The sequence below is a fragment of the Kangiella sp. TOML190 genome (assembly GCF_023706045.1).
Taxonomy (GTDB): domain Bacteria; phylum Pseudomonadota; class Gammaproteobacteria; order Enterobacterales; family Kangiellaceae; genus Kangiella.
Genome location: NZ_BQYL01000001.1, coordinates 1,901,021 through 1,912,837 on the forward strand (window position 1 = coordinate 1,901,021; position 11,817 = coordinate 1,912,837).

Sequence of the window (11,817 nt, forward strand, 5' to 3'; positions counted from 1 at the left end):
AAGATATTAGCTATCGGCTTTAGGTGCTTATCAGGTTAGGCTTTCTTGTAAGGAGGAAGCTATGCCAAGGAAAGCGCGGTTGTTGGTGCCGAACTGTCCGCATCATATTGTGCAGAGAGGTCATAATCGGAGCACGGTATTTGCGGCTGATGAAGATTATAAGTTTTATTTAGAGAATTTGAACGAGTGGAAAACTAAGCTCGGCGTAAAGGTGTATGCCTATTGTTTGATGACCAATCATGTTCATTTGGTTGTCGAACCCGAAGATGATCCTTCGGTTGTTTCTGAATTGATGAAACGCTTGGCAGGGAGGCAGTCTGCTTATGTGAATAAGCTGGAAAAGCGAACAGGGAGTTTATGGGAGGGGCGCTTCAAAGCTAGTCCAATACAACGTAATCGGTATTTGTTAGGCTGTTGCCGGTATGTTGATTTAAACCCTGTGGCTGCGAAAATGGTGGTGCAGGCGCAAGATTACCGCTGGTCAAGTTATCGTTTTCGGGTTGGCTTGGCGGATTCTGATTTTTTAGATCGGGATAGGTGCTTTTTAAAGTTGGGTAACTCATTAGCTGAGTGTCAGCAGCGCTATAAAGAGTTCGTTGAAGTGGGTTGCTCGAAAGAGCAGGTAAAGCTGTTTCATAATACAATACAAAGAAATCAGCTTTCTGGAACGGAAAGGTTTGCGCGAGAAATCGAAGCAAAAATAGGGCGAAGAATAAAAAATCGTGGTCGGGGCAGGCCTAGAAAAATAGATCTGTCCCCTTAAAATTAAACTTTTAAAGCGAGGAACAAAAGAGTGCCATTAAAAATAATACTAGGCTTAAGCCTCTTAATCGTGTCGACCACAGTGTTAGCTACCAAAAATACAAGTACTGGTACAATTACTAAAATATATGCTTACGATGACTATGGAAATGGTGATGTTTTAATTGAGTTTTCCACAAATCTGGATGAGTGCCCGACTGGTGTTTATTTAGATGCTGAATCCCCAGGCTTTAAAACTTTAACATCTTTTGCTTTGACAGCTTACACTTCAGGTAAGAACGTTTCTTTTCAGGTTTATGAAGAACGTATCTGGGGAGGATCCTCAATGCCAAGATGTGAAGTTGATACCATAATATTAAATTAATATTGTTCAAACAAAGAGTTTTTAAAACTAACAGAAGGAAAAAATATTTTTATGAAAGCTATTATATTTGTAATTTTGTTATTAGCTTCTTCATGGTCCATTGGAGATACTTGGTGTACAGGGGAGTTAAACCAATTGGCGGTAGGTAGATCCGGAACTGTGTTTGTTCAAGGGCCTGGTGGATTAAAGGGTGTTTATCTTTGTAATTTAAACTTAAAAAATAATAATGTAGAGCCTGAGGCATGTAAGGCAATGTATAGCGTTTTATTAGCGGCGAAGTCGCAGAGTCGAGAAGTGTCAATAACTTTTAATCCAAATATTGAGTCTTGCCAATCAATACCTTCTTGGACGTGGGCTACAAATTTTAACTGGGCATTTATGAAGGATTAGAGAGGGAAATATGAAAATCAAAATTCTAATAATGATATTGTTAATGGTAAATCCTAGTACTATTTTTGCGGACAACCAAATTAATATGAACATGCAGATTAAGTTTATTCGTGCTGTCGGTGATTATGCAGGTACAACATATGATAATACCATTGAGCTTCATTTTACTACTCCACTTAGTTGGCCAGCAGGATCAGCGTGTACTAATACTAAACGAGTTATGATTGATAGTAAGCACACCCACCTAATAAGTGCAGCTTATGCGGCATTTACTACAGATAGAAAAGTTAATATAAATACTGATACAACCCTGCCAAATAGAAACGGGGCTTGTGAAGTCTCGTACTTAGATATCTTGGAATAGCGAAACAAATAAACAATTAAAGAAAGGGACTTAAGGAAAAAGCAAGCGCAGCTCGTAGCCAAGAGGCAGACTTGGGTAAAGCAAAACCCCAACAACTTTTATGTTGGTTGTTAGGGCTTGCCGGTTCACCGTTGACCTAGCAATACTAGCGATAGATTTTTTAGACTATTGTATTAAATAGATCTATTGTTTTTTAGCTTTGCGTTTATGAGTATTGGATTTCTTGCCTTTGGGTTTCTTTGCGCCAGATTTGCTGGGCTTGGCTTCTTTATCCATATCACTAATTTTAGTCAAACTCATGGCGCGGCCAGCGACGCGGGCACTTTTTAGGATATTCAAAATTTCATCCGGCATATCGGCTGGCAAATCGACGGTCGAAAACTCTTCGTATAACTCGATTTGGCCAATATATTGGCTTTCGATATCCGCTTCGTTGGCAATAGCGCCGACGATATTGCCAACTTTGACTTTGTGGTTATGGCCCGCTTCAATTCGGTAGCGTTCCATTTTTATTTCGGGGTGCTCTTTTAGCGGTAAGGCTTTGGCGGAAAAGACCTTATCTTTGATACGGCGTTTGGGTTTGTCGTCATAATCGTCTTTATCCCATTCGCGCGATTTCTGCTTTTTCTTTTGGTTTTCTTTTAATAACAGTTCTTCTTCGCCTTGCACCATTTTCGCAAGCGCCGCTGCTAAAAGTTGCGGATCATGCTCGTTTTGCTCTTGGTAACTTTTTATTAACTGTAAATAAAATTCCAAATCGCCATTGGCAATGGTGTCGCTGATTTGGTTTTTAAAGCGATTAACCCTTTGCTCATTGATATAGTTGATGGTTGGCATTTCCATCTTTTCGATCGGCTGTTTGGTGGCGCGCTCGATGGCATTTAGCATTCGTCTTTCGCGATGAGCCACGAATAAAATTGCATGGCCTGAGCGACCTGCGCGACCAGTTCTGCCAATCCGATGAACATAAGATTCGGTGTCGTAAGGAATGTCGTAGTTAATCACATGGCTAATACGATCCACGTCTAAGCCGCGCGCAGCAACGTCAGTGGCGAGCAGAATATCAATACTACCTTTCTTCAGCTTGCTTACGATGCGTTCCCGTGCCGATTGTTGGATATCACCATTCAGGGCTTCGGCGTTAAAACCGCGAGCATTGAGTTTATCGGCAATTTCGATGGTCGCCATTTTGGTGCGCACAAAAATGATTACCCCATCGTAAGTTTCGCTTTCCAAAATTCGCGTTAACGCGTCCAGTTTATGCAATCCACTAACTGGCCAGTAGCGTTGATGAATGGTAGTGGCGGTTGAGGTTTTGGATTCGATCTTAATGTGTTCAGGGTTATCCAAATGTTTCTGAGCTACTTTTTTAATTTCTTTTGGCATGGTCGCCGAAAATAGCGCTATTTGGCGATCTTGAGGCGTATGTTCTAATACCCATTCGACATCATCAATAAAACCCATGCGCAACATTTCATCGGCTTCATCCAATACTAAGGTCGTTAGATTGTCGAGTTTCAGGGTTTTACGGCGAATATGATCCATGACGCGGCCAGGCGTGCCAACCACTAGCTGTGCGCCACGTTTGAGTTGGCGCAGCTGTATGTCATAGCTTTGGCCACCATAAATCGGCAAGACGTTAAAACCTTTAAGGTGTTTGGCATAGCTTTGGCAGGCTTCGGCGACCTGAATGGCCAGCTCGCGAGTAGGTGCTAAGACCAACACTTGGGTGTTTTTTGAATTAAGGTCGATTTTCGACAATAGGGGCAGGGCGAAGGCTGCAGTTTTACCGGTTCCGGTTTGTGCTTGGCCGATAATGTCTTTGCCAGTCATCAATACTGGAATACTGGCTTGTTGAATAGGCGAGGCTTGCTCGTAGCCGATGTCTTGAATCGCTTTTAAAATAGGCGCGGCAAGGCCTAAGTCATCAAAAGATACTTGATCTGGGGTAGTCATATTGTAGTTCACCGTTAGGGATCTTATCCCTATAAATTTAGCAATCGGTCAACACACAATCACGACAATTAATAAGACCAGCTGCTTTGGAAGGCGCATTATACACGTCAGAGCAGTTAAAACCTAAGTATTTAACTGTTAATGCGAAATAAGCCTAAAACGACAAACTCCTAAGCAATTGCTATAGGAGTTTGTGGTTTGCTGTCGCTGTATGCCTATTCAGCCGCTGCTTGTGCTTCCTCTGCGGCTGGTTCTGCGCCAATCAACTTATAGATCATGGCCCCCAGCGCTCCACCAAGGATCGGTGCCAGCCAGAATAGCCATAACTGACTGATGGCCCAGTCGCCAACGTATAAGGCTACACCAGTACTACGGGCAGGATTTACCGAAGTATTGGTTACGGGGATACTAATTAGATGGATCAGGGTTAAACATAAACCAATGGCAATCGGCGCAAAGCCTGCTGGCGCCCGTTTATCGGTGGCACCAAGAATAACTATTAGGAAAAAGGCGGTCATTACCACTTCACAAATCAATGCTGCCGTTAGCGTAAAACTGCCAGGAGAGTGTTCGCCATAACCATTGGCGGCGAAACCTTCGCTGAGGATAAATTCGGTGTTGCCCGAAGCGATCAGATACAAAATACCACCAGCAGCGATACCGCCTGCTACTTGCGCGGCAATGTAAGGGCCGAGTTCTTTCGCCTCGAACCGGCCTCCTAGCCATAAGCCAACTGAAACGGCGGGGTTTAAATGGCAACCGGAAATATGACCAATGGCATAGGCCATGGTCAATACGGTTAAACCGAAAGCGAGCGACACGCCGAGTAATCCGATACCAATTTCTGGAAAACCCGCGGCCAATACGGCACTACCGCAACCGCCTAAAACCAGCCAAAAGGTACCAAAAAATTCAGCCAATAATTTGTTTTGCATATTTTTTTGCATTGAGAACCCCCATGTTTTTATAATCAAGTATGTGCATATAACTATATCAAGTTACCAGCTTTTTATAGCGCTAAATGTAAAAAATTGTAGGAATTACTCTAGGAAATACTCATGTCGGGTTTAAAACGTTCTAAAACTAACAAGATGATTGCTGGTGTTTGTGGTGGTTTGGCCAAACGCTTTGAGGTGGATCCAAGCTTAATGCGGATTATTTATTTGGTAGCATCGGTGTTGACCGCAACCGTGGGCTTTTGGTTGTATTTGGTGCTATGGTTAGTGATTCCTGAAGACTAGCCTTTTGATTGCGCAAACTCCAGAGCCGCCTTATTATGCGGTGATTTTTAGTTCTTTGCTGAGTGATGATATTGCAGGCTATCAAGCCATGTCGGAACAAATGTTGGAACTGGCCTCGCGGCAGCAGGGGTTTTTAGGGGTTGAATCGGTTCGTGAGCAGCTTGGGATCACCGTGTCTTATTTGGCAAGACTTAGCTTCTATTAAAGCTTGGAAGGCGGATCTAAAGCATTTGGTAGCGCAAAGGTACGGCAAAGAAAAGTGGTATGCCGACTATAGAGTTCGGATCGCGCGAGTGGAAAAAAGCTATGGCCACAACCAATAGGTTAACGCTAATTTCACAAAAGTTTAGTTACAACTAGCGGCTAACCGAGTTTTACTTTTAGGGAAATCTTATGCGATACCTATTACTTACTAGTGTTTTCATTAGTGTGATTTTTTTAGTTTCTTGTAGCGTTAAACCTACCGATATTGCTGTGGAGCAAAACTTTGTACTTGAACGTTATTTAGGCACTTGGTACGAGGTGGCTCGCTTGCCTAATCGATTTGAGCAAAACTTAAATAAAGTTACCGCTAACTACAGCCTCAAAAAAGACGGCGGCGTTAGAGTTATCAATCGTGGTTTTAATAGCAAAACTCAGCAATGGGAAGAGGCCGAAGGCAAAGCCTATTTTGTCGGAGAGCCGAATGTTGCGGCTTTAAAAGTCAGTTTCTTTGGCCCTTTTTATGGCGGTTATAATGTAATCAGTCTGGATAATGAGGGCTATCAGTATGCATTGGTAGCCGGTCCGGCTAGGGATTATTTATGGATTTTGGCGCGAACGCCTAACTTAGATCAGGCGATTGTGGCTAAGCTAGTAGCGAAAGCTAAAAAAGAAGGCTTTGCCACGCAAAAATTGAAATGGATAGAGCATTGATAGTTAAGCTCACTTTATAGTCCTTTTGAAGGGTTAAATACCGTTATTATTGGAGAAAGCAAATGATTCAAATTGGTGAAGAAATACCGAATGTTACGTTGAAATTTATGGCAGAAAAAGGTCCTGAGGATATTCACACTCAAGATATTTTCTCAGGAAAAAAAGTGGTGCTGTTTGCCGTTCCGGGCGCTTTTACTCCAACCTGTTCCGCAGCACATTTGCCAGGTTTTGTGGTGCAGGCGGATGCGATTAAAGCCAAAGGCGTGGACACCATCGCTTGTATGTCGGTCAATGATATATTTGTGGTGGATGCTTGGGGCAAAGCATCGAACGCTGAAGAGCTTTTAATGCTAGCCGATGGCAATGCGGATTTTGCTGAAGCGCTTGGCCTCGAAATGGATGGCACTGGCTGGGGTATGGGCGTTCGCTCTAAACGGTTCGCCATGATCGTTGATGATGGCAAGGTCGAAGCGTTGGAAGTTGACGAGAGCGGTTTTGAGAAAAGTTCAGCGGAAAATATACTGAGCTTATTGTAAGTGAAAATGTATTCGCTAGCAGGGCGCTTATTAGCTAGCGAATATTAGTTAACGAATAGAAATTAGGCTTCGGTATCGGTAATTTTAGTAGCTTCAGCTGCGCGAGCATTTTCTTCGGCCAATTTTTCCAAGGTGGCCTCTAAGCCAACTTGTTTAATCTGATCGCGGTATTGGCTAGCATAGCTTTTTGCCATGCTGACGCCTTCGATAATTACATCGGTAATTAGCCAAGAATCATCCGATTGCACTTTCAAACGATAATCAATCAAAATAGGTTGATCGTCAGTCTCAATGGTTGAGCGAACATTGGCGGTTTTGCCTGATGTGGAGTAGGCGGTTTTATCGTAGGTTACTTTTTGTCCGCTGTAGCTGCCAAGTCCTTTTGCATAACTGTTTAGTAACAAGCCAATAAATTCGTTGGTAAAGGTTTTGCGCTGGGTTTCGGTTGCTTCAGTCCAGTAAGTTTTTCCTAAAATTCTTTTGGTCATATAGTCAGTATCTACTTCAGGTAATAAATACTGTTCGATAAGACTTTTCGCATATTCAGAATCGGCCTTGATTTTATCCTTATTGGCAAGGATTTCTTGGCTAATTTGATTCGTTACTAGCTCTAAACGCTCTTTGGGATCTGCCGAAAATGATGGTGCAGATAGCCCTAGCGTAATTATTAATATTAGAATTTTAGATAACGGGTTTGTCATAATGTTTCCTTAGGATAAATAAACTGTCCACAGTAGAATTGTACCTTTGGCAGAATTATCTAACAACAAAACTGAATATTAACTTAACTGGAATTTGTAACAGTTCGTAACTAACAGTGCCAACGGGTGCGCAGTTTGACAGTTAAATGCATCTTGCCGGTTTGGGTAGGCCAGCAATTTTGGTAGCTTGCTTTGCTGGGCCTTCTGGAAATAATAAGGCTAGATAGATGCTGTTTCCTTTTTCTTTGGACCATTCTTGCTGCAAATACTTTATCAAAGGCCGGATCGAGGGGCTGGTGTTAAACTCTTCGTAGAATTTTCGAACATATTCGATCACCGTCCAATGATCCGAGCTTAAGTCTAAATCTTCATCATCGGCAATGGCTTTGGCAACTTCTAGACTCCATAGGCTTGAATCCAGTAAATAGCCTTCTTTGTCTCGTTCTAACTCGCTTAATAGGCTCATAACCAAGATACGCACTTATCATAGTTGAGGGTTTTGTTAACAAAGTCTGCATAGTCGATGGGTTGCCAATTAGGTTGCACTTTGCCGGTTAGCGCTCTCGCCTCAAGATCGGGTGATAGCACCATGGCTTTACAGGGTAGCTCGGTGATTTTTGTTGCGAGAATCACGGCGTTCTCGATTAGCAGTAGGCCATCGTGCGCTTGCAGTTGCGGCAGACAGGCTTGGAAATTATCTGGGTTATTGAGTAAATATAAACTTTTCATACTTAAAGCATCATCACAAAATCGGCGTTTTTAATAACTTGTTTTATGGTTTCAGGCGGAGTTAACGCCGCGCTTTCGATAAGATCATTTGTTTGAATCTGATAATCGCGAACGCTGAGGGTATCCACTAGTACTTGCTCAATACCGTAAAGCTCTAGCGCTTTAAAAGTCGCAATATGATTTTTTATGCCAAGCATTTCGGGGCTTTGCGCAGCGACAAGTTGCAATACCCCTGCATCTTGAAAGACCGCGGTTATGGGTAGGTCAAAGGCAGAAGCCATCAAACAAATATCCAGCAGTTCGCGACCACGATGATTACCAATGGGGGCTTTATTGAAAAGAAAACAAACTGATTTCATGACTGCTTTATCCGAAGGTGATAAGGCGATCGGATTCGAGCAAGGCTTCGCTTAACTGGCCTAGACCGGATAATTCAAAAGCTGGATCAAGGTTGTCGCCGGTTAAAGCATTTCGCTCAGCTTCTGCTTGGTTCACGATACCTCTGACAAGGGCTGCGGTAACGCAAACGGTTAGCTCAACATCTTGTTCGATGGCCAGAGTCGCCCAAGCTTTGGTCAGGTTGATTTCATCGGAAGGCGGGCAGTTTAGTCTGCTCGCCACCAAGACGCCGTCAGAATAAAAAAACACTCGCTTAAGATTATGCCCCAGTTGCAATAGACTGCGTGCGAATGCCAAGGCGCTGTATTGGCCTTGCTGGCTATAAGGGTTAGCAGTAACTAACAATGAAAAAATGGCCATAAATTTTACAAAAATCTACAAATTACAACTAGTTGTATGTTATTTTATAGGATAATAATAATTATTGTTAGTCTTTATCTTTTATAGCTGACTCAAGTGGACTTTTGTGAAGTATTGTTTTTATAGCTTAATAGCGCTTCTTTCTCTGACTTTCGCTCAAAGCATTCAAGCTGGAGCTTTTTTTGAAACCGGCCAAGCAACCTTAACCGACACTATTGATAACGGTTCTTGGGTAACGGTGACTACTCAAAAAACCTATATTAATCCTGTGGTTATTGCTGGCCCTATAAGCCATAACAATGACAACTCGCTCAGTGTTCGGGTGCGAAATGCTGCCGGTAATAGTTTTCAGATCGGAATGCAAAGTCCGTGCGAGAGTAATGATGCCGATCCAGCTCCGGCACCAGCTCCGCAAACTCCTGCCATTACTTGTCCATCTTCTTGGTCGGCAGAAACCGTTTCTTGGCTAGTGGTGGAAAAAGGTACTTGGGTATTTCCTGATGGCACAAAAATCGAAGCCTATTTACACGATACCAGTATTGTTCGCTCAGGTTGGAATACGCAAAATAATATCGCCAATATTAACTACTCACATAATTACTCCGTCGCTCCAGCTGTGTTACATACGGTTAATAGTTTCAATGACTCTCGGTGGATTTCCAGTACGGTTTGGAGTCCGTCTAACAGTAAAAGTGTTCCGCCGTCTACCGCTGCCTTTAGATTGACTTTAGAAGGAGCTGAGGTTGCTGCGGTACATGCTTTGGAAACGATAGGCTGGGTGGCTATCGAACGAGGTAGCGGAACTAACAATTCGCAAGTTTATGCTGCAGGACGAACCGGCGGTTTGGATGTGGATAGACACTCGGATGAATGCCAGAACTTAAGTTATGGAGCCTCTTTTTCCACTAATCCAAACCTTCTTGCCAAACACAATACTATGTCTGGTGGTAATGGCGCTTGGGTCCGTTTATGTAATGCAGAAATAGGCACTTCGAGCTTTAATGTGCATGTGGATGAAGATCAAGTAAGGGATACGGAAAGAACCGGAATACCTGAATATGTATCTTGGTTCGCCTTTGACAGTGGTGCGGTTGGCGCTTTGGAGTTTTTAACCGCGACTAAAACCTTTACTGATGCTGATGCTGATAATCAGGTTGGCCCTGGTGAGTTGGTAACCTTTAACATTACCATCACTAATTTACAGGATGATTTTGTACAAGCGAATAATCCCAGCGATGAGTTTGTTGATGTCCTCGATGCTAATTTGGTTCCTGAGCCGTCAAGCTTAACCGCTTCTAGCGGAACTATCAGTGCTAGCGGACAAACTGTTACCTGGAATGGCTCGGTCGCTGCTTCTGGAACCGTTACTTTAAGCTATCAAGCTCGAGTCGCTGATAATGCTGCGGTTTGTTCTTTAACCAATATCGCTAATCAAGCTGAATTGCGGATGGATCCAATTGATAACAGCATACAGACGGGTGACATTGATAACCTTAATAATATTGTTGAATTAAGCGATGATCCTGCTGCTGATGATGGTGCGGATTCCGATATGGATAGCTTGACCAATGATGATGATCTTACCTTAGTACCGGTGGCCTGCTTGTCAGATATTGAGGTGAGTAAAATCGATCCTAATACGAACTATATCCCCGGTAGCAATACTAGTTACACCATTACCATTACTAACAACGGTCCGCATAATCTGATTGGCGCTAATATTGTTGATAATCTGCCAGCCAATGTTTCGAGTAATGGAAACTGGAGCTGTGATCCGGCACTACCGCCTGGTGATAATAGCGCATCTTGTATTACTGGTAGCGCAGCCGGAACAACTCAGGCTGGAAGTGGGAACATTAACTTGACGGTGGATATACCCTCGGGCAAGTCTTTAGTCATCACACTGCCGGTCTCTTACTCGGCAACCCCTTAAATGGCTTTTTGCACTTCTTATATTAACTCGGTAAGCTAATCTAGTCGTGATACTAGAGATCTATGATGTTAAATAAAACTATCATTGCAGCGATCATCGGGACGGTTGTTTCATTGCCCGCGGGAGCCGCTGTAGTGATTAATGAAGTGTTATTTCGTCAGTCAATTGGTGGTGTGAATAACAATGAATTTGTTGAGCTTTATAATAACGGTAGTGTTAGTGTTGATATTTCGAATTGGCGCTTAACCGATGAAGAGCTTGGCGGCGTTACGCCTTTTAACTATACTTTTCCTGCTGGAACCGTTTTAGATCCGAATCAGTATGCGGTGATCTGGATTGGTGCTATTGCTGCGCCTTCTGGCGCTCAATTTGAAGTGGCGTTGGGGATTACTCCCAAGCTACGAAACGGTGGCGATAATGTCACTTTATATGACAACACCGGTGTTGGCGTTGATTATATGGCCTATGGCACAGGTGCGGCGGCGGTTGACCCACCGCCAGCGGGTGTTAGTTGGGATGCAAGTTTTAACGCGGATCTAACTCCTAGCGCTAGAGGCCGTAGCGTTAGTTTGGTACCGAATGGTGTCGATTCCAACACCAGTGCTTGTTGGGAGCAAACTGCAGATGCCACTAATCCAAACAGCGGTTTTTGCCCAGGTTATCTATTGTCGGTCGATAGGGATCCAGTTTTAACCGCTAGCCCTGCGCAGAGCAATAATTTTAGTGCTGATATCAGCGTGGTGAAAACTGAAAACATCGCCAGTAATTCTTATACGCCAGGAGCTACTACTAACTACAGCATCACGGTTACGAACGATGGTCCGGATGATGTTAATGGCGCTACGTTTACGGATCAACTGCCGAACGGTGTTAGTTTTAACGGTGCTGTTGCTTGCTTGCCGGCTAGTGGTTGCAGTTTGCCAGCACCTAACCCACCAGCGGGTCAAACCCTCAATATGCAGATTGATATAGCCGCCGGCACAAGTCTTGTAGTTACCATTCCGGTGCTTTATTCCAGCGATCCTGCGGATTATTAACCAAAAGAAGTTTCCGATATATTTAGGCTTACGACTGCCTTCGTAAAGCCAAAGTCACTTAATGCATCATGAACAACAGTGCTTCCTTGTGCTGTTGTTCTTTATCCAAATCGTCCAGATTTGCTATTCC

The 11,817-nt window shown here is 43.4% G+C and carries 16 protein-coding genes and 1 pseudogene; 10 read left to right on the forward strand and 7 right to left on the reverse strand.

Going from position 1 to position 11,817, the window contains the following annotated elements:
* Positions 1–61: 61 nt before the first annotated feature.
* The 4 genes from NFS34_RS09075 to NFS34_RS09090 are packed head-to-tail and all read left to right on the forward strand — an operon-like array spanning position 62 to position 1,880.
* A complete protein-coding gene (locus NFS34_RS09075) occupies positions 62–763 on the forward strand; it encodes a transposase (protein ID WP_251359723.1) in 702 nt (233 codons plus the stop codon).
* A 30-nt stretch (positions 764–793) separates the two neighbouring features.
* Positions 794–1,126: a hypothetical protein gene (locus tag NFS34_RS09080; protein ID WP_251359724.1), complete on the forward strand. Its 333-nt coding sequence runs from the start codon at positions 794–796 to the stop codon at positions 1,124–1,126.
* A gap of 51 nt (positions 1,127–1,177) precedes the next feature.
* Positions 1,178–1,516, forward strand: a complete 339-nt coding sequence (locus NFS34_RS09085; RefSeq protein WP_251359725.1) for a hypothetical protein — start codon at positions 1,178–1,180, stop codon at positions 1,514–1,516.
* A gap of 10 nt (positions 1,517–1,526) precedes the next feature.
* Complete coding sequence (locus NFS34_RS09090) at positions 1,527–1,880, forward strand: hypothetical protein (protein WP_251359726.1); 354 nt, start codon at positions 1,527–1,529, stop codon at positions 1,878–1,880.
* 183 nt (positions 1,881–2,063) lie between these two features.
* Here the strand turns inward: NFS34_RS09090 and NFS34_RS09095 are convergent, their stop codons facing one another.
* Together NFS34_RS09095 and aqpZ are read right to left on the reverse strand one after the other, a co-directional pair.
* The gene (locus NFS34_RS09095; protein WP_251359727.1) at positions 2,064–3,836 is read right to left on the reverse strand and encodes a DEAD/DEAH box helicase; all 1,773 of its coding nucleotides are present in this window, start codon (positions 3,834–3,836) and stop codon (positions 2,064–2,066) included.
* Between the two features lie 215 nt (positions 3,837–4,051).
* Positions 4,052–4,783, reverse strand: coding sequence for an aquaporin Z (gene aqpZ, locus NFS34_RS09100; RefSeq protein ID WP_251359728.1), 732 nt, complete (start codon positions 4,781–4,783; stop codon positions 4,052–4,054).
* Positions 4,784–4,894: 111 nt separating this feature from the next.
* On the opposite strand from aqpZ, the gene NFS34_RS09105 reads away from it, so the two are divergent.
* The 4 genes and pseudogenes from NFS34_RS09105 to NFS34_RS09120 all read left to right on the forward strand — a co-directional run bounded on the left by NFS34_RS09105 (position 4,895) and on the right by NFS34_RS09120 (position 6,528).
* Positions 4,895–5,077: a PspC domain-containing protein gene (locus NFS34_RS09105; RefSeq protein ID WP_251359729.1), complete on the forward strand. Its 183-nt coding sequence runs from the start codon at positions 4,895–4,897 to the stop codon at positions 5,075–5,077.
* Between the two features lie 4 nt (positions 5,078–5,081).
* Positions 5,082–5,400, forward strand: a pseudogene (locus NFS34_RS11670) (antibiotic biosynthesis monooxygenase family protein).
* A 70-nt stretch (positions 5,401–5,470) separates the two neighbouring features.
* The gene (locus NFS34_RS09115; protein WP_251359731.1) at positions 5,471–5,992 is read left to right on the forward strand and encodes a lipocalin family protein; all 522 of its coding nucleotides are present in this window, start codon (positions 5,471–5,473) and stop codon (positions 5,990–5,992) included.
* A gap of 62 nt (positions 5,993–6,054) precedes the next feature.
* Positions 6,055–6,528, forward strand: a complete 474-nt coding sequence (locus tag NFS34_RS09120; RefSeq protein WP_251359732.1) for a peroxiredoxin — start codon at positions 6,055–6,057, stop codon at positions 6,526–6,528.
* A gap of 62 nt (positions 6,529–6,590) precedes the next feature.
* Here the strand turns inward: NFS34_RS09120 and NFS34_RS09125 are convergent, their stop codons facing one another.
* The 5 genes from NFS34_RS09125 to tusD all read right to left on the reverse strand — a co-directional run bounded on the left by NFS34_RS09125 (position 6,591) and on the right by tusD (position 8,717).
* Complete coding sequence (locus NFS34_RS09125; RefSeq protein WP_251359733.1) at positions 6,591–7,229, reverse strand: phospholipid-binding protein MlaC; 639 nt, start codon at positions 7,227–7,229, stop codon at positions 6,591–6,593.
* Between the two features lie 142 nt (positions 7,230–7,371).
* Entirely contained in the window at positions 7,372–7,695 is a 324-nt protein-coding gene (locus NFS34_RS09130) for a TusE/DsrC/DsvC family sulfur relay protein (RefSeq protein ID WP_251359734.1), read from the reverse strand.
* On the reverse strand, positions 7,692–7,958 hold the full coding sequence (gene tusB, locus NFS34_RS09135; protein ID WP_251359735.1) for a sulfurtransferase complex subunit TusB: 267 nt from the start codon (positions 7,956–7,958) through the stop codon (positions 7,692–7,694). Before tusB ends, NFS34_RS09130 begins: the two co-directional genes overlap by 4 nt.
* 2 nt (positions 7,959–7,960) lie before the next feature.
* Entirely contained in the window at positions 7,961–8,317 is a 357-nt protein-coding gene (gene tusC, locus NFS34_RS09140) for a sulfurtransferase complex subunit TusC (protein WP_251359736.1), read from the reverse strand.
* Positions 8,318–8,324: 7 nt separating this feature from the next.
* On the reverse strand, positions 8,325–8,717 hold the full coding sequence (gene tusD / locus NFS34_RS09145) for a sulfurtransferase complex subunit TusD (protein WP_251359737.1): 393 nt from the start codon (positions 8,715–8,717) through the stop codon (positions 8,325–8,327).
* Positions 8,718–8,823: 106 nt separating this feature from the next.
* Between tusD and NFS34_RS09150 the strand changes: the two genes are divergently transcribed.
* Both NFS34_RS09150 and NFS34_RS09155 read left to right on the forward strand, forming a co-directional pair.
* On the forward strand, positions 8,824–10,650 hold the full coding sequence (locus tag NFS34_RS09150) for a hypothetical protein (protein ID WP_251359738.1): 1,827 nt from the start codon (positions 8,824–8,826) through the stop codon (positions 10,648–10,650).
* A 65-nt stretch (positions 10,651–10,715) separates the two neighbouring features.
* Positions 10,716–11,687, forward strand: a complete 972-nt coding sequence (locus NFS34_RS09155) for a lamin tail domain-containing protein (protein ID WP_251359739.1) — start codon at positions 10,716–10,718, stop codon at positions 11,685–11,687.
* Positions 11,688–11,817 lie beyond the last annotated feature (130 nt).